17 protein-coding genes are annotated in these 17,267 nt (G+C 56.4%); 10 read left to right on the top strand and 7 right to left on the bottom strand.

Annotated elements, in window-relative coordinates:
- Nucleotides 1-11: 11 nt before the first annotated feature.
- Nucleotides 12-662: a chitooligosaccharide deacetylase NodB gene (gene nodB, locus HJC04_RS01225; protein WP_207609451.1), complete on the bottom strand. Its 651-nt coding sequence runs from the start codon at nt 660-662 to the stop codon at nt 12-14.
- Nucleotides 659-1,249 carry a NodA family N-acyltransferase gene (locus tag HJC04_RS01220; protein ID WP_065284387.1) on the bottom strand — a complete coding sequence of 197 codons (591 nt, stop codon included), beginning with the start codon at nt 1,247-1,249 and terminating at the stop codon, nt 659-661. Before HJC04_RS01220 ends, nodB begins: the two co-directional genes overlap by 4 nt.
- 256 nt (nt 1,250-1,505) lie before the next feature.
- Here HJC04_RS01220 and nodD1 point away from each other — a divergent pair, with 256 nt between their 5' ends.
- The 3 genes from nodD1 to HJC04_RS01205 all read left to right on the top strand — a co-directional run bounded on the left by nodD1 (nt 1,506) and on the right by HJC04_RS01205 (nt 4,548).
- Nucleotides 1,506-2,438 (top strand): LysR family transcriptional regulator, encoded by a 933-nt coding sequence (nodD1, locus tag HJC04_RS01215; RefSeq protein WP_221096998.1) that lies wholly within the window; start codon nt 1,506-1,508, stop codon nt 2,436-2,438.
- A gap of 619 nt (nt 2,439-3,057) precedes the next feature.
- Nucleotides 3,058-3,336: an acyl carrier protein gene (locus HJC04_RS01210; protein WP_017958624.1), complete on the top strand. Its 279-nt coding sequence runs from the start codon at nt 3,058-3,060 to the stop codon at nt 3,334-3,336.
- The gene (locus HJC04_RS01205; RefSeq protein ID WP_207601010.1) at nt 3,337-4,548 is read left to right on the top strand and encodes a beta-ketoacyl synthase; all 1,212 of its coding nucleotides are present in this window, start codon (nt 3,337-3,339) and stop codon (nt 4,546-4,548) included.
- A gap of 314 nt (nt 4,549-4,862) precedes the next feature.
- Here the strand turns inward: HJC04_RS01205 and HJC04_RS01200 are convergent, their stop codons facing one another.
- Complete coding sequence (locus HJC04_RS01200) at nt 4,863-5,597, bottom strand: LuxR family transcriptional regulator (protein WP_168298877.1); 735 nt, start codon at nt 5,595-5,597, stop codon at nt 4,863-4,865.
- 156 nt (nt 5,598-5,753) lie between these two features.
- Nucleotides 5,754-6,392, bottom strand: coding sequence for an acyl-homoserine-lactone synthase (locus tag HJC04_RS01195; RefSeq protein ID WP_168298869.1), 639 nt, complete (start codon nt 6,390-6,392; stop codon nt 5,754-5,756).
- Between the two features lie 180 nt (nt 6,393-6,572).
- Here HJC04_RS01195 and HJC04_RS01190 point away from each other — a divergent pair, with 180 nt between their 5' ends.
- The 7 genes from HJC04_RS01190 (at nt 6,573) to HJC04_RS01160 (ending at nt 13,275) form a co-directional block, all read left to right on the top strand.
- Nucleotides 6,573-6,923, top strand: coding sequence for a helix-turn-helix domain-containing protein (locus tag HJC04_RS01190; RefSeq protein ID WP_168298858.1), 351 nt, complete (start codon nt 6,573-6,575; stop codon nt 6,921-6,923).
- 177 nt (nt 6,924-7,100) lie between these two features.
- A complete protein-coding gene (locus tag HJC04_RS01185; RefSeq protein ID WP_168298856.1) occupies nt 7,101-7,772 on the top strand; it encodes a hypothetical protein in 672 nt (223 codons plus the stop codon).
- A gap of 123 nt (nt 7,773-7,895) precedes the next feature.
- Entirely contained in the window at nt 7,896-8,615 is a 720-nt protein-coding gene (locus HJC04_RS01180) for a hypothetical protein (RefSeq protein ID WP_168298835.1), read from the top strand.
- A 69-nt stretch (nt 8,616-8,684) separates the two neighbouring features.
- Nucleotides 8,685-9,089 carry a hypothetical protein gene (locus HJC04_RS01175; RefSeq protein ID WP_168298508.1) on the top strand — a complete coding sequence of 135 codons (405 nt, stop codon included), beginning with the start codon at nt 8,685-8,687 and terminating at the stop codon, nt 9,087-9,089.
- Nucleotides 9,090-9,755: 666 nt separating this feature from the next.
- Nucleotides 9,756-10,328: a nodulation O-acetyltransferase NodL gene (nodL, locus tag HJC04_RS01170; RefSeq protein ID WP_168298808.1), complete on the top strand. Its 573-nt coding sequence runs from the start codon at nt 9,756-9,758 to the stop codon at nt 10,326-10,328.
- A gap of 560 nt (nt 10,329-10,888) precedes the next feature.
- Entirely contained in the window at nt 10,889-12,715 is a 1,827-nt protein-coding gene (gene glmS / locus HJC04_RS01165) for a glutamine--fructose-6-phosphate transaminase (isomerizing) (protein ID WP_168298760.1), read from the top strand.
- A gap of 74 nt (nt 12,716-12,789) precedes the next feature.
- On the top strand, nt 12,790-13,275 hold the full coding sequence (locus tag HJC04_RS01160) for a MaoC family dehydratase (protein WP_138333862.1): 486 nt from the start codon (nt 12,790-12,792) through the stop codon (nt 13,273-13,275).
- Nucleotides 13,276-13,978: 703 nt separating this feature from the next.
- On the opposite strand, the gene HJC04_RS01155 is transcribed toward HJC04_RS01160, so the two are convergent.
- From HJC04_RS01155 to HJC04_RS01145, 3 genes are all read right to left on the bottom strand, one after another.
- The gene (locus HJC04_RS01155; protein WP_207609456.1) at nt 13,979-14,836 is read right to left on the bottom strand and encodes a calcium-binding protein; all 858 of its coding nucleotides are present in this window, start codon (nt 14,834-14,836) and stop codon (nt 13,979-13,981) included.
- A 317-nt stretch (nt 14,837-15,153) separates the two neighbouring features.
- A complete protein-coding gene (locus HJC04_RS01150) occupies nt 15,154-16,401 on the bottom strand; it encodes an SfnB family sulfur acquisition oxidoreductase (protein ID WP_168298737.1) in 1,248 nt (415 codons plus the stop codon).
- Nucleotides 16,402-16,426: 25 nt separating this feature from the next.
- Entirely contained in the window at nt 16,427-17,209 is a 783-nt protein-coding gene (locus tag HJC04_RS01145; RefSeq protein ID WP_168298717.1) for an ABC transporter ATP-binding protein, read from the bottom strand.
- Between the last annotated feature and the right edge of the window lie 58 nt (nt 17,210-17,267).

Genomic DNA, 17,267 nt, shown 5'->3' with positions numbered 1-17,267 from the left:
TGTCCAGTGTTTCAGGGAAGTGAACGAATTTCGAATCCGCGGCTATGCAGTGCCGGAATAATTCGAGAGAGTGCTAAAAGCGTTTGGTCACGCAATCCGGCAAGCGAGCTTTGCTCAACCTCATCGGGAGGACACCCGTCGTGCAAAAGCACGATTGCACCAGGCTGAGCAGCAGCAAGCACCTCATCAACGATCACGTCGACGCCCGGGCAAGACCAATCTCTAGGGTCGGCCGACCAGTGAACCGCTCCAAGTCCAGCCCTCATCGATGCTGAAAGCACGTCTTCAGTCCAAACCCCGTAAGGCGCTCGTAAGTGCCGGACCAAGGCTTGGGGACAGGCCGAGACAATAGCTTGATGCGCCTCGTCTATTTCACGTTTGACATTCTTGGGATCGCAGGTGGCGAGGTCGGGATGCGTCATGGTATGATTGGCGACATCATGACCTTCCGCCACAAGACGCCGAATGAGGTCGGGGTGATCCCTCACGTATGAACCGATAGCAAAAAATGTCGCCGGGACACGGTGCTCAGCTAGAACATCAAGGATTTGGGGCGTGCAGTATGGATTGGGACCATCATCGAACGTCAAATAAACGCATCGATCTTCCTGGCCGCTTGTACGATTGACCGGTACTTCGCTCATATAGGCAGGCCGCTTCATAGTTCTGACCCATTTCGTTCAATCAACGAGCCTGCGGGCCACTCCGTCATCGGACGGTCGACGGGAACTACCAATACGAGGACATCTTCAGTGCGCGTGGCTGGCAGGTCGGAATGCGCGTCTGGAAGCGTGGAGCGCACACGCAGCCCGGTCATAATATTGGCGGTACCATCTCGGCAGTATCTTTCCATGTGATTTCGCATGGCGTGGCGAACTGTTCCAAAAGCAAATGGAACGCTCAACTCGCGCAGAACCGGAAACATAGCGCGGACCGAGTGAGCGATGCCTAATCCTTCTAGATCCGGTCGCACTCCGTACAGCCCTAGCTCGGCCACAAGCAAATCAGTCGTACCGACCTTTATGAAACGGCGTAACAAGCCCATGTGGCTAGCGACGCCGCGCGAGTCATATGCGATTGCGCGGCGTTCGGGCCTCGCACCACCCCAGCTTCGGCCAGTCTCGAACGGCTTGGCATTGAAAGCTCCCGTCGGTCCATAGGTCTTGCAAAAGAAATCAGCGAGTTCCGCGTGGTCTGAAGCTTCCAGCTCATTTTCCCAGCATATTTTCCACCGCACTTCAGAAGACATCCAAAAGCTCCACGTTGTTTCTTCACCCAGCCACGATCAAAGCCGCGCAGATTGTTGCGCACGACTATGGGATTGCCGGTTAGACAATCGCGCGGTTAGGAGAAGTAAAGAATTGAAATCGGGCCCTTGCCCGGCATTTCGATTTTTCGTTCCCGGCCTTGATATTGATCAAGTTCCGGCTTTTCTATAAGCGGTCCGAAAGATTGGTAAAATTGATTGTTTGGATGGCAATCATCTATGGAATGGATATACACTCATGCGTTTTAAAGGCCTTGATCTCAACCTTCTTGTAGCGCTCGACGCTCTAATGACCGAGCGCAAGCTCACAGCAGCGGCACGCAGCATCAACCTTAGCCAACCGGCCATGAGCGCTGCCATCTCTAGGTTGCGCGCCTATTTCAACGACGAGCTTTTTATCATGCAGAGACGGGAGCTAATTCCGACCCCGCGTGCGGAGGCACTCGCCCCCGCTGTTCGCGATGCCCTCTTGCATATTCAGCTCTCCGTCATCGCATGGGATCCAATAAATCCTGCGGAGTCCGATCGCCGATTCAGAATTATCCTTTCAGACTTCATGGCGCTGGTCTTCTTCGACAAGATCATCTTGCGCTTAGCTCGAGAGGCGCCACGGGTCAGCTTCGAGTTGCTGCCACTTGACGACGATCCGGAGGAGCTTCTCCGCCGTGGGGATGTTGATTTTCTGATCCTTCCGGATTTATTCATGTCTGGCGCCCATCCGAAGGCAAGGCTTTTCGAAGAGGAACTGGTGTGTGTCGGCTGCTCTACGAACGAGCAACTGCCAGTGAAGCTCTCGCTGGAGCAATATATGTCCATGGGGCATGTTGCGGCTAAGTTCGGACGTGGTCTGAAGCCCTCTGTTGAGCAATGGTTATTGCTGGAGCACGGCTTCAAGAGGCGTATTGAACTCGTCGTGCCGGGGTTTAATTTGATCCCGCCGTTGCTGTCAGGCACTAACCGAATAGCAACCATCCCACTCCGGTTGGTCAAACATTACGAACAAACTATCCCCTTACGGATCATCGAGCATCCTTTGCCACTTCTTTCGTTCACTGAGGCTGTCCAATGGCCGGCTCTTCACAACACTGATCCTGGAAACATATGGATGCGCGAGATTATGATCAAAGAGGCTTCGCGCATGGAATCTGAGATGCAAAGTTGTACGTCCTAAGCGGCACAGCCGGGTTCATTCCACAGCCCCAGTAGTCAGATGAGCGCTGATTATTGGAACCTACGCATTCGGTGTGTTCCCAAACGAGGCATCACGTTACAGGCGGGACCCCGCTGCCGCAGCTTATCATTGTGCCGAGAGCGATCATTTCTACCTGAGAAGGTGGCCATTTGTATGCTTCCCTCGGCCTCGTGCAAAAGAGATTCAAAACTTTATTTCTGTCACTTATGTTCGGCTCAATGCTGAACACCAGCATCATGCCGCGGCGACTTCACCGACCTCCCGCACATGCTTCCTGCGCCGCACTGACAACGCGCCGGCCCGGGAAAGCGGCCAAAGTGGAGGATTTGCAACTGCGCCGGCGCATGAATTCAGCTGCGGCAATGCCCGAGCCACAATCCATAGCGTGGATGCTTTTGATCCACACAATCAATTTTACCAATCATTCCATATGATCCATAGCAGGGCGACCGCGCGGTGACGTTCCGGTAAGTTTATCGGTTTCTGTCGTCACTTCGCAGACGAGCCGGAACATCTTCCGATGTTAGCAGCAATTAAATCGAGTCTTCTCGCAAGGCCGTCGGCTTGTCAAAATTAGACATGATGGAAAGGAATACAAATGGCTGACCAACTCACACTGGAAATTATCAGTGCGATCAATAAGCTCGTCAAAGCTGAAAACGGCGAGAGAACGATCGTAGCGCTCGGCGAAATAACGACTGACACTGAGTTGACTTCACTTGGCATCGATTCGTTGGGTTTGGCCGATGTCCTTTGGGATCTGGAGCAACTCTACGGCATTAAGATCGAGATGAATACGGCCGATGCCTGGTCGAACCTCAACAACATCGGCGACGTGGTGGAAGCCGTCCGTGGCCTGCTCACCAAGGAGGTCTGAATGGATAGGCGCGTCGTTATCACCGGATTGGGCGGACTGTGCGGACTGGGCACCGATGCTTCCTCTATCTGGACGGAGATGCGCGAAGGCCGCTCCGCCATCGGCCCGATCTCAAACTCAGAGATTCATGAGCTGAAGGGGATGATCGGGACCGAGATCAAAGTGCTGCCTCAACACGACATTGATCGCAAGCAGCTCATCTCCATGGACCGCTTCAGCCTGCTTGCCGTGCTTGCAGCTAAAGAAGCCATGCTACAGGCCGGCCTTTCGTGCGATGAAGGAAATGCCCACCGTTTCGGCGCGACAGTGGGCGTTGGCTTTGGCGGCTGGGACGCTACCGAGAAGGCCTACCGCACCCTCCTATTGGGCGGCGCGACCCGCACTGAGCTATTCACTGGGGTAAAGGCAATGCCTAGCGCGGCTGCCTGTCAGGTAAGCATGAACCTCGGGCTGCGGGGGCCAGTCTTCGGTGCCACCTCTGCCTGCGCCTCGGCCAACCATGCGATCGCTTCAGCGGTAGATCAGATCAAGCTCGGTAGGGCGGACGTTATGCTAGCTGGAGGAAGCGACGCGCCACTCGTGTGGATCGTGCTTAAGGCATGGGAAGCAATGCGCGTACTCGCTCCAGATACTTGCCGGCCATTCTCCGCCGACAGGAAAGGACTAGTTTTGGGCGAGGGTGCGGGCATGGCCGTGTTGGAAAGCTATGAGCATGCCGCCGCCCGCGGTGCAACGATGCTTGCCGAGGTCGCCGGCATCGGCCTTTCCGCCGATGCCTATCACATCGCTGCACCAGCTGTGCATGGGCCGGAGGCGGCGATGCGCGCCTGCCTTGTTGATGCGGGTTTAAATGCCGAGGATGTAGACTACCTCAACGCCCATGGCACCGGCACCAAGGCCAACGATCAGATCGAAACGACGGCGATTAAGCGCGTCTTCGGTGACCATGCTCGATCGTTGTCCATCTCTTCTACCAAATCCACTCACGCGCACTGCCTCGGGGCAGCAAGTGCGCTCGAAATGATAGCCTGCGTGATGGCGATCCAAGAAGGTGTCGTGCCGCCCACCGCCAACTATCGCGAACCAGACCCCGATTGTGATCTGGACATCACGCCAAATGTGCCCCGGGAGCGCAGGGTGCGCGTGGCCATGAGCAACGCTTTCGCCATGGGCGGCATGAATGCTGTCCTTGCGTTCAAGCAGGTGCAATGAAGTGAAGCCCGTCACGACTAACCGTTGTAAGGCCAGCGGCACATGCTTGAAGCATGCACCGCCGATTCCCGTCAGCAAGGTCTCGTTCCAATACCTCGGATACTCTCGCATCTGAAATTTTTCTCTGCGCACATCATGCCACTCCGCCGTCTCGGGGCAAAGGCTGTGGGATGAGAGGGACGCAGCCCTTCGCCCGCTCTTTCCGGCATCAGCGAGCACACTCTTCTGACGAAGTTAGCTCGGCACCGATGCTTGTTGGCATTGATGAACCTTTACGGTGACTTTGCGGCCTTCGTGGTCATCGGAGAAAGCGATCACCACGCTGATATCAATTCGAGCGCCGTGGCTTTGGCGACAGCTTCACTGGTCGTGGCGACGGTCAGCTTTCGGCGTGCCGAGGCGAGATAGAGCTGCACCGCACTTACCGAAATGGACAAGCGGGCGCAGATCTGCTTTGCCAGAAGGCCGCTGGCCGTCATCTCAAGACATTGCAGTTCGCGGCGGGACAGTTGCGGAAAATCCGCAATTTTTCTCATCCCCGACAGAACCATCGCCCTGTCGTGGAGATGGTGGGCGAGAAACTGCAGGTCGCGCATGTTATCCATGCGGAACCGACGCCAGTAGGAGTCGGGCTGATTGGAGGTGATCGTAAACAGCGATCGCTCCCCGTGAGGCCCACGCACCGGCAGGGTCACGCCTTGCTGCCCGATACCGAAGGTCATCGCCTCCTTAAAGAAGCCCTGAGCCCGGCCTGAATCCCACTTTGACGCGGACCATTCCACGGGCAGAAAGCCGCGCTGTCCGAGCCGCACGACGGGATCGATGCTGAAATAATCCCGGGCAAGATATTGCTTCACCCACTCGGGCGGGTAGGTCAGCATGAGCAATGGATTGTTGGCTGCCCCGCCGGAGAAGCGGGTCACATGCAGAACCATGTGCGATATCGCATAGATGTGGCGGACTTCGTCCAGCGTCGTTTCCAGATCTCCCAATGTCGGCGACGCGGAGATCCGATCCAAACTGTAGAAAAAACGAGAACTGCTCAGCATGAGATGGACTCGCGGTTGTATGTTTTCCTGACTACCGGCAGTGGTACCATTTCGCGGTCTGCGAGAACAGCATATTTTATAGCAACCCTGGCGCGATGTGAAAAACAGGTTAAGGAACTGGCGAGACTGTTGGGCGGTGGTACGGCGACACTGGCCTTACTGCCTGCCACCATCGACAAGGGCTCCGCCAGGACAGGAAGAGGTATGATTGAGGTGTCGGGCTAGGTTGGTCCGAAGTGTCCGACAGTTGTCCGCGGTCACATCCCATAGGCCGACATATAGTTTGCCGATCTCGGGCAGTGATCGGGCAAGAGGCGTCGGCCTCCAGCCGATCCGGCGATACACCCCGGCCATCGCCCCATCATAGACGCCGACGATGTTTTCGATACCGGCGTCTAGAGCGAGATCGCAAAGCCCTGAGAGCAGTTCGGTGGCGACTGCGCGCGATTGCGCAATGTGTCCGGCAGATGGGTGAACGCAAAAGCGAGTACATTCCCACGTCGTCGGGCTGTCGACGTCGATAGGCTGATCGAAGAAATGCCGAAACTCGCTTTTGAGCATTGTTGCCCCCGTCGTCGGCAGCAGGCGCAGCGAACCCGTCAGCGTGCCGCAAGGTCGTTGCGTGACGAGATATACGGGATCTTCGGCTTCGTCATATCGGTCCCTTTCCGACTGGTCCCGGACGTCGACCTGCCATCCCAGCCGATCGCGAAAAACGGCGGCGCGCGCCCGAAACATTTCATCGAAAGCATGCCGATCGGTCTCAAGCATGTCTCTGGTGAGTATCCGCAACATATCTGGCCCTCCTGGTGCCTTGACGTTTCACAACGGGAGGTCGATGCGAAGCAATCTGGATATTTCCCCAGATTGACCGGTGTTTCGCTTTGCCATTCATTTTCAGACGAAATTTCTGATCTTTGACCGATCAAAGCTCGCTGTGGCTGCCAATTTAACGCAACCAAAGGAAGAACGCTCATGACCCACGATCAGGCGCGCGGCAAACGTATTCGGGAAGCGATATCTCGAGGCAAGATCCGGAAAGTGCACGCTCTTGCGGCCGAACTGAATGTCTCCGTCGCTGCTGTCTCACGCTGGCAGAATGGCGGCCATACGTCCCTGGAAAGCGCCTGCGCTCTCGCGCGCTTGTTGGATGTCTCCCTCGACTGGCTGCTCTTGGGGCGAGGGACCATGGACGGGCATAGGAACAGCGCGATCTCCACCACGGAATTGTTATGGGTAATGGCGCTGCGCGGCCGATCTGCGGCGGCTCAGTCCAATCTTATTGGGCTGCTCGAATCCATCCCTCCGGAACGCGCGTTACGCTAAGCACAATTTCGCACGCTTTTTTACCTTGCGATTGACAGCGTTAGGTTGCTAAAATGAGCTACGCCAACGATCTTTCTAGTTAGGGTTTCAATGACGGCGCCGGCAGGAAGCTTAGCCACCCTGCCCTCGCCGCAGCGAAGACCCTTGTTTCAATATCAACGCAGAAGGGTTGCCGACATGTCTACAATGCTGACCATCAACGTGAAAAACTACGAATCCCAGACGCAAAACTTCTACTTCTTTCAGCAGCCGGCAATTTATACCGGCGGCGGGCAAGTCTATTCGAACAGCCTTTTCTCGCAATCGCTCGGCAACTACGACAACACCGGCGCGATCCTGACCTTCCAAGTCAACCTGCAATATTATGCCGGCATCCAGCAGGCGAACACGCCGCCGCAAATCGGGGCCTCTTCCGGCTACTCGTCAGCCAGCCGCGCCATCGATCTTGCTCCGAGTTCGGGGGGCGGCGGTAAATCGAACGACTGGACGACTGCGACGGTCAATCCACTCGGACTTTCCTCGCCGATCTACGGGGAAGGTGTGCAGCCTGGCGCCTTCCGCATCACCACGCCGGTCTTCAACTCGCCGCCCTATTTCAATGTCGGCTCGGCGGTTGCCGTCAATGGCGGCATCGTTCTCTCCAACTTCGTGCAGGCAAACCCGGCCAGCAATACCGATTGCCAGCCGATCCTGAAATATTATGTCCAGACCGGCGCCTACACGCCAGGTGTCGTCATGAACTTCACGCAATCCAGCGTGAACGCGGCGCTTTCCGATTTCACCGGCGGCTATTCCGTCTGCAACGTCAGCCTGAAATCTGACGGCACCTGGACCACGCAGCTCCAGTAGGCCTCGACAGGCATGCAGGTGAAGACCCGTCCCCTCTTCACCTGCATGCGCACCATCCGCGCGGTTGCCGCCGCGTGCACGGGCGACGGACAGGCTTGATCTCAGAGGGGATTGTCACACGCCATGACCAGTTCGTCTTACCAGATTATCGTTCGGAACTTTTCGCAGACGACGCAATATTTCTATGTCTTCCAAAAGCAGGCCGCATTTCCGTTGCTGCCGAGCCATGGTCCCGTCCTCAGCGGCAGTCTCGGCTGCCAAAGCGTCGGCAATTACGCACGTTCGGGAGCGCAGATAAATTTCGGTTTGGACAGTCAGGTCTATGCAGGTGCCCTCAGCACCAAACAGGCGGCGTCGCCCTCGCAGCTTATCGCGCTTCTCTCGCTCAATGCCGCCACGCTATCCGTGGTCGGCAGCACGTCAGCATTCCGACCGGTTGCGCTCACGACGGTCGACGGTTCGCCGGACAATTGCACGACCTTGACGCTCGATCCGCTCGGACTTTCCGCGCCCGCCAATCAATCCGGAATTGCGATCGGAGGGTTTGGCATGAACGTGCCTTCCTATACGCCGTTGCCGCATCCGGAACTCTATTGTGGCGTCGTCGCACTGAACGGCAATCAAGCGATCATACTCTCGAGCTTCGTCGCTCCTGTTCCCAACGCCGTCATGAACTGCATACCGAAGCAGATCTTTTTCGTGAAGATGGGCTACCAGCCGGTTGGAAGCACCGTCGCTTATGACGAAAGCAACTCGGCATGCTGCGATTTCACCATCGGCTACGCGACCTACACGGTGACTTACCAAGCTGACGGAACCTTTTCGGCGACAGGAGGACCATAGACCCAGAGATCCGGATCATCACTGACGCTTGAGCAAGCCAACCAACCCCTGAAACAAAGGAATATAGTAATGTTAGGGATCACGTCGAAATTCTCTGGCCAAAGAGCACGTCGCGCTAAAATCGCTGCCGGGCTTGCCATTGCCACCGTCTCTATCCTCGCAACAGCGCTGCCCGCCGCCGCACAACTCGTTTTTTCGTCCGATTGCCGGAACTACCAGCCCATTGCGGTCGCACCGCCGAACGATGCGATCCTCTTCACCAAGCAGCCGGTGCCCCATCCGAATGGAATGGCCTCCGTCTTTGCGATCGTCGGAGCGGACACCTATGTCATTCCGGCTGGGGCCAACTCCTGCATCGTCGCCGCTCCCCCCGCCAATGACAATTACTGCTTCATTGCTCGCGACGACAACACGATCGACGGCGTCGGTTTTGCCGCCATTCGAAATCCGGGCGGCCTGACCGTCTGCCAGTAAGGGGGTGAATTTCCTACATTCAACAATTCTCTTCCGGTCTTGCGCGAAGGTTGAGGCGGAAAGTGGAATATCCACCTCCGCCCGCTGTCGCGCTTGTCGCCCCAATTCCGCACGCTAAGATCGGTGGATGAAAAAACTACAGCAAATGAGCGGTTCATAGGCAGTAGCCAGCGTGCGGTAACCTTGGCGGCTCCGGATTCTATTGACGGCGGCCGCGATAGCGGCCTCCGTCGATGAAGCAGCCCTTCGTCGTGCCGCGCCCCGCCAAGACCCTGACGATTTGCATTCCCGCCGGCATCGAGCAAGGCGGACGGCCCATAGCGCTTGGAATAGAATAAAACCTTCGGGAAGCTGGGCAGTGATTTGAGTAAAACTTCTCATGGAAACATTGTGAGGATCTCTTAGACAGCCTTGGTCGGCCTATGCGCTTGCCGCTGTGTTCGGAATCTGCCAAGCTAAATTATTGTGCCCTCCCCCAGCCGGTGAATCGAAGGTCGCTGCCGGTCTGCCTATCTGCAGGATTTGCCGCGCTTAAGCAGATGATTTCGAACAAGCCGCGAAAAGGCGAAAGATTGCTGTTAACTCCTCTGTGAGCTCTGCCGGTACATTGCCGAATCCGAGCGGTAACGACCAACCACTCCCACGAACAAGATCTGAGAAGAGACGATGACACGCAGCCAAAAAGAAAAGATGCTTGCTGGCGAAATGTACAACGCAGCGGACCCCGAGATCCAAGCCGAGCTGCTCCTCACCGGGGCTTGGCTGAAGCGCTATAATGACACGCTGGGCGACCCCGCCGAGCGGTGGCATGCGCTGCTGTTAGAACGATTGGGCACGGTCGGGCTTGGAGCTGCTATTCGTCCTCCGTTCCACTGCGATTATGGGTTCAATATCCGGATCGGAGCTTGGGTGTACATCAATTTCAACTGCGTCATTCTTGACGTGGCAGCAGTGACTATCGGTGACGGAACCGCAATAGGGCCTGCTGTGCAGATTTATACTGCGGACCATCCACATGATCCAGAGCAGCGCCAGGCTGGGCTACAGTTGGGACGACCTGTCAGCATTGGCAGCCACGTCTGGATTGGCGGTGGAGCAATCATTCTCCCGGGTGTGACGATCGGCGATCATGCTGTCATTGGCGCTGGTAGCGTGGTCACACGAGATGTTGCTGCAGGAAGCACGGCCATGGGAAATCCAGCTCGGGTCAGGGTTGGTGGACGCTTGCCGCAATCATAAAAGTAGGCGAAGTAGTGTTTTGGCTTGTGCGAACGGAACGCCTGGGCCGCCATGGCCCATGCGGTTCCAACTGTCGGCACTTTCAATCTGACACAAACCTCTTTGCAAATGCGGCTGGGCAGTCCTGCTGACCGACCCGTGATCACGTTTGCATGCAAAGGGGCAATTACGACTTAGGGTCAACCCACAGACACATACCGCTTCACCTGCAGAAAAACGAATTGCCTTTCAGTCCGTGCGCATGATGAGAGCCAATTGGTCGTGTCGAACGTCATGCCGTCAGCAAATACCAATTCCTGTTGGCTCGAACATTTTCAGAGGCAGGCGCCCAACACCCGGGCGTAGCTTATCAGTCGACACTTTGCAGAAGGCACCATTCGCTGCGTACGCGTTTATCGACCCTGCTGAGGGAGCCGCATCCATATCGTGGATGATAGCTATCGCAACAACCAATTTTACTAATCTGTTGGGATTTAATAGCACCCGCTGGAGGACACGCACGGAGCGGCGTCCGCCTTCCTGATTACCGGTCGGGGGCTCTTGGGACATGGGTGACGAGCATGTGTGGGATTGTTGGCATAGTGGGACATAAGCCCGTGTCGGAGCGGCTGATCGAAGCCTTGGAGCGGCTGGAATATCGCGGCTATGATTCATCCGGCGTTGCTACGATCTTCGAGGGAGAATTGCACCGACGCCGTGCAGAAGGCAAGCTCGGGAACCTTAAAACGAGATTGAAAGAAGCGCCCCTGAGCGGCACTGTCGGCATTGCCCACACACGATGGGCTACCCATGGCGCGCCGACAGAATGCAACGCTCACCCGCACTTTGCCGATGGTGTAGCCGTTGTTCATAACGGTATCATCGAAAATTTCTCCGAGCTAAAGGAAGCATTGGCGGAGGTAGGGGTCAAGTTTGAGACCGATACGGACACCGAGGTGATTGCGCATCTCCTGACAAAATTCCGCCGGGATGGCATGGGATGCCTTGAGGCAATGCATGCCATGTTGAAGTGCGTCAAGGGCGCCTTCGCTCTTGCCATCCTGTTTGAGGATGATCCCGCCACCATCATGGTGGCGCGCTATGGACCACCGTTAGTGATAGGCCACGGCGATGGTGAGATGTTTCTAGGCTCCGACGCGATCGCTCTTGCTCCGTTCACCAATGACATCACATATCTGAACGATGGCGATTGGGCTGCTGTAGGCAAAACCAGTGTCCAAGTTTTCGACACGGAAGGCAAAGTCGTTACGCGCCCACGGCACATGTCGCTTGCTACCGCAGACCTGGTCGGCAAGGGCAATCACCGGCATTTTATGGAGAAGGAAATCTACGAGCAACCCGAGGTCATCGCCCGTGCTCTTGGTCACTATATCAATGTCAACGATAATCATGTCATAGCCACTTCAACCGACATCGGTTTTGGCAGGGTTGAGAGCCTCGCAATTTCTGCCTGCGGCACTGCATATCTAGCGGGGCTGGTTGGCAAATATTGGTTCGAACGCTACGCACGGTTAATGGTTGAAATTGATGTCGCCTCTGAATTCCGCTATCGCGAAATCCCGTTGTCGCTGCGGTCGGCAGCGCTCTTCATCTCTCAATCTGGTGAGACGGCTGACACGCTTGCATCGCTACGCTATTGCAAAGCACAAGGTCTGAGAATAGGCGCTGTCGTCAATACCGCAGAATCAACTATTGCCCGCGAGGCAGATGCCATCTTTCCGATCCTCGCCGGGCCAGAGATCGGCGTTGCTTCTACCAAGGCATTCACCTGCCAGCTTGCTGTTCTCGCTGCACTAGCCATCGGCGCAGGCAAGGCGCGGGGCACAATCACGGACGACGAGGAGCAGGCGCTGGTCCAAAGTCTGGCGACGTTGCCGGGCGTTATGCGACGAGTGCTGAACGACATCAAGCCGCAGATCGAGCTCTTGTCACGGGAATTGTCGCATTACCGCGACGTGCTCTATCTCGGCCGTGGCACAAATTTCCCATTGGCCATGGAAGGTGCGCTGAAGCTCAAGGAGGTTTCCTATATTCATGCTGAAGGTTATGCGGCAGGAGAATTAAAACACGGTCCGATCGCCCTGATCGATGAAAATATGCCAGTCATCGTCATCGCGCCACATGATCGGTTCTTCGATAAGACTGTCTCCAATATGCAGGAAGTGGCCGCCCGCGGCGGCCGTATCATTCTGATCACCGACGAGACGGGTGCGTCGATGTCGAAACTCCCCACCATGCACACCATCGTGTTGCCTAATGTTGAGGAGATTATCGCGCCGATGATCTTTTCTCTGCCGCTGCAGCTTCTTGCCTATCACACGGCCGTCGTCATGGGGGCAGATGTGGACCAGCCGCGGAATCTGGCTAAATCAGTCACGGTCGAATGATTGTGACGATTTAATTCGCAACTCGCCTCCGAGAAAATCCAAGACTTGACCAGACATCAAATAAGTGAGGTCGTATGCACGAACTTTCGCTCGCCGACGTGCCGTCGCGAATTGGCCAGGAACTCGGTAAATCCGAATGGATCACCGTCGATCAAACCACAATCGATCTCTTCGCCGATGCGACACACGATCATCAATTCATCCACGTGCACCCGGAACGCGCAGCAGTCGAAAGCCCGTTTGGTGGCACTATCGCTCATGGCTTCTTGACGCTCTCGCTTCTGTCGGCGATGAACTTCAGCGGCATGCCAAGGATCCGCGAGCAGACCATGGGCCTTAACTACGGCTTAGACCGGGTGCGTTTCATGTCACCGGTTAAGACCGGTAGCCGCGTGCGCGGTCGCTTCGTTCTCTCTGAATGTCAATTTCGCGGCGCAAGCATGCTGGTGACCACTTACGAGGTGACGGTCGAGATCGAGAACGAGAGCCGACCGGCACTCACTGCCAATTGGATCACGATCATTCAGTTTGACCCAAACGACAGGCCTAAAGGAATTTGACGCCAGCCCGCGCCAGTTGCCTGGTCTACGGATAGTACCGCCATGGACCTAGGCGCTTTTTTGCATTGAGCGTCTGTTTTCCCTTACGAACGCCTATTGCTTTCAGCCGGTTGACTAGACTTGCGCCGCAAGCAAGGCGGCAGACTGGCATCATGCGCGACATACCGTTATCAGCGAGATCACCAGGCTCGTTCAACGTAAATGATTGTTGAAGTAATGGCGGTTACTCATTTCCGGCCGAGCAGATCACCGAAGCCTGTCGCCAACGCCAGTATGTTGACGACAGCACTGTTAACCTTCCTCGAGGGAAGACGCACCGCTACCAAAAGGATGTGACCGCGTGGCCCCTCGCCATGCAGCCATGAAACGGGACGTAATCCTGCTAAGGCCCTCAACGCGGACTTTCACTAAGATGGAATTGCTTCGCGGGCCTGTACAGAAGAGGACGCTACGCAGGCGTCGCTCCTGATACCACGCTGGTCTTCGGCAGCAGGGCAACTTCGCCAGCATCTCACCATCCTCTCGACCAGGGTCGCGTCTTTTCGGTTGAACAACGCCGACATTGGACGCACGCGACCGGCCATTGGACCTTGTTCACGGGCCGGTGCATTCGATCACAAAATTACGTCGTTTCTATTTCCGTACTGCGCCACGTTGGAAAAGAGAAGCGCCCCAAGGGTGGAACGCTCCTCGGGTCTTCGAATTAAATGAAGCCGAAATTTTCCCCCGTAAACGAGGTAAGATCTGACATGTCGTGCAGATTGTCGACATGAGCGAAGGCATGCGCGTGGTTCGCGGAATCGACATAGGCTAGTGTCGCACCGTGAGTTTTGTCATCATGACCGAGAGTTTTTTCATCATAGTAGACAATGATGTCACCGCGGGCTTCCCCGTGAATAGCGGTCGCGGCGGCAGAGCTAGACGTGAACCCACGATCTGTGATTACCACAACGTGCTCACCGTGCGCGTTCGCGGCCTTGCCATTGTAGAAAGTGTCCACAAATTGGCCTGGGAAACCCTTCGAGTGGTTGATGAAATTTGCGCCAAACAGATCCCCTTTACCGAAGTGATCGGCGTCCATGACAAAACGGTCTTGCTTCGGGTCGAAATCTTTCACAGTCGTATAGCAGTGCGTTGTTCCAACCATAGGATCGTGGAACCGAAACACGAAGGCGTCAGCGTCTTCGCCGCCAGCCAAAACATCTGCGCCGTCACCAGCCACCAGAGTATCCTTCCCGTCATCGCCGTGGAGCCAGTCGTCGCTCTCGCCGCTATGTGGTATTACGCGGTGCACTTCGAAGGGGTTGAAGGCGGCGAATGAGCCGTCGCTATACAGGAGGTCGTCACCATCACCAGCATGGATAGCGTCTGAGCCATCCCCGGCCCAGATGATGTCATGGCCGGGACCGGCCTCGATCCTGTCGTGTCCGCGTTCAGCCCAAATCAGATCATCGCCGCCGCCGGCTTTGATCCAGTCATTGCGATTGAGTCCATAGATTGTGTCGTCGTCATCGGATCCATTAATAATAAAGGGGCTTTTATCAGTGCCTTTGATCATCATCACATATACTCCTTATGAGGCAGCCGAAGCTGCCAGCACCCCTTATGTTTTCTAAGAGCCTATTAGTGAAATCCATTGATTTGATCTGAAGGATTTGAATGATGGATGCCGAAGTGTTTATCTCCGGACGACTGTGCGCCCTTCGTAGATGGCCGGCAGAATATGAAAAAGACTTAGGGCTATGACAATCGGCGGCCAAGCAGTGGCAACAATGTCCGCGACACCTCGTTGACGAAGGTGAAAGCTTCCTCCCGCGTATACGTTGCAGACAAATCTGCAGAGCACCTGATCTCAGGGTGCTTTGCAGATCGAAAACCTCAGCTCCAGGCATGGAGCGGTGGCTTCTCGCCATTCAGGAAATACTTACCCAAAATGGCGTACTTCCAGCGGACCGGGTCATGCAGAGTATGGGTGCGGGCGTTGCGCCAGTGGCGATCAAGCCCGTGCTCTGCAAGGGTTGAACGCGTTCCTGCCAATTCGAACAACTTGTTGGTCGCCGCAATCGCGATTTCAGTGGAAAGGATCTTCGCTTCGGCGGTAACGATCTGGGCTTCCGCAACGGTTCCCGCGTTCGGATCGAGGATCGCCCGGTCAATGGCATAACCTGCCTTCTCAAGCAGCGCCTGCGCCGCGTGCAGCCGTAGCGTCAAGTCCCCGATCGCCTGGATCGTGTAGGGATCGTCCCAGGCGTTGTCGACGCCAGAATCCACCCAGGCACGGCTCTTGGTACGCACGAAATTGACCGTTTCGTCGATCGCCGCCTGCGCGATGCCGGTATCGACAGCCACTTGGATAATCTGGAAGATCGCTCCGTCCGCGGTCGGCACTTCATACCCCTTGTAGCCAGGCACGAGACGAGTCTTCGGCACTTTGACATTGTCAAGCAGGACCGTGCCCGACAGCGTGGTACGCTGGCCAAAGGAGGACCAGTCGTCGATGACGGTGAGACCAGGCGCACCGCGCTCGGCAATTGCGTACCAGGCCCTGCCCTCGTCATCCAGTGCCACGATTGGCACCAGATGCGCGAGCAGCGCCCCTGACGAATAGAATTTCTTGCCGTTGACGACGACATGATCGCCGGCATCGACAAATTTGGTCTCGAAATCCGCAGCGCGCTTGGATCCAAATTCGGAGAAGGCATTGCCGAAGCGGGTTCCTTTCAACACTTCCGCGAACAACAGTTTTTGCTGGGCTGGGTTCGAAACCGTGCGGATCGCTGCCACGACGCCAAGATGGTTCTGCGCAATCTGCCCGATCGACGAATCGGCCGCCGAGATGATCTCGATCACCCTTGCAAGCGTCGCATAGGAGACTTCGGGACCGCCGAAGGCCTTCGGCACGTTGATCGACCAGAGACCGCTTTGCGAAAACGCGTCCAGTTCCTTGACCGGCCAGATGCGGTCGCGGTCGCGCACAGCCGAATCCTTGATGAACTCTGCGGCAAGTGTCTTGGCAACGGCAATCGCTTCGGCATCAGTCTTGATAATGTGGGCTGGCTCCGAAGGGCGTGGAACAGGGGGCACGGCCTTTGCGGCATTCTCGGTATTGATAGTGGAAAGGGTCATGGTGGTGTCTCCTCTTGAATTGTGGTTAGCCGACAACGGCCGGGATGGAGGGAGCCACGGCTCTCTTGCCGAGGTAGAAAGACTTGATGTCGTCGCGCCTGCGGAGATCCTGTGCGTCACCGGTCAGCACCGTTGCGCCGTTTTCGAGAATGATGGCGCGATCGGCATATTTTAGAGCGATGGCGGAGTTCTGCTCCGCCACAAGGATGGAAAGACCCTCATCGCGATTGAGTTGACGCAGCGTCCGGAAAATGTCCTGGACGATTAGCGGCGCCAATCCCATGGATGGCTCGTCGAGAACCAGGAGGCGCGGCCGCGACATCAGCGCCCGGCCGATCGCCGTCATCTGCTGCTCGCCACCCGAGGTCAGGCCGGAGAGTGCACGGCGCTTTTCTTTCAACCTCGGAAAATGCGCATAGACTTTCTCGATATCTTCGGCGATCTGCGCGCGCGTGCTGCCGCGGCCAAGCCCTCCGAAGACAAGGTTTTCCTCGACTGTCAGGCTGCGAAAGCAATGGCGACCTTCAAGCACCTGCACGAGGCCGGCGCGTACCAGAGGAGCAGGGCCTATGCGCAGGACATCGAGCCTGTCGAAGCGGATGCTGCCGGAAACGACCTGCCCCCGTTCGGCCGGAAGCAGATTGGATAGCGCCTTGAGTGTCGTCGTCTTGCCGGCGCCGTTGGCGCCAAGGAGCGCCAGGATTTCACCACGCGCCAGATGGAAACTGACGCCGTCGAGCGCCGTGATGGCGTGATTGTACGTTGCCTTCAGATCATCCACCGCAAGCAGTGTGGTTTCCAGAGCCATGATCGTGTTCCTCTTGCTCAAAAGGTCGGATTGGGAGAAGGCGCGGGGTTGGAGAGGG

Origin of the sequence: Rhizobium sp. NLR8a (assembly GCF_019685235.1) — a bacterium.
GTDB lineage: Bacteria > Pseudomonadota > Alphaproteobacteria > Rhizobiales > Rhizobiaceae > Rhizobium.
Note: the sequence above shows the minus strand (reverse complement) of the source record. Positions and strands in the feature narration are given on the sequence as shown.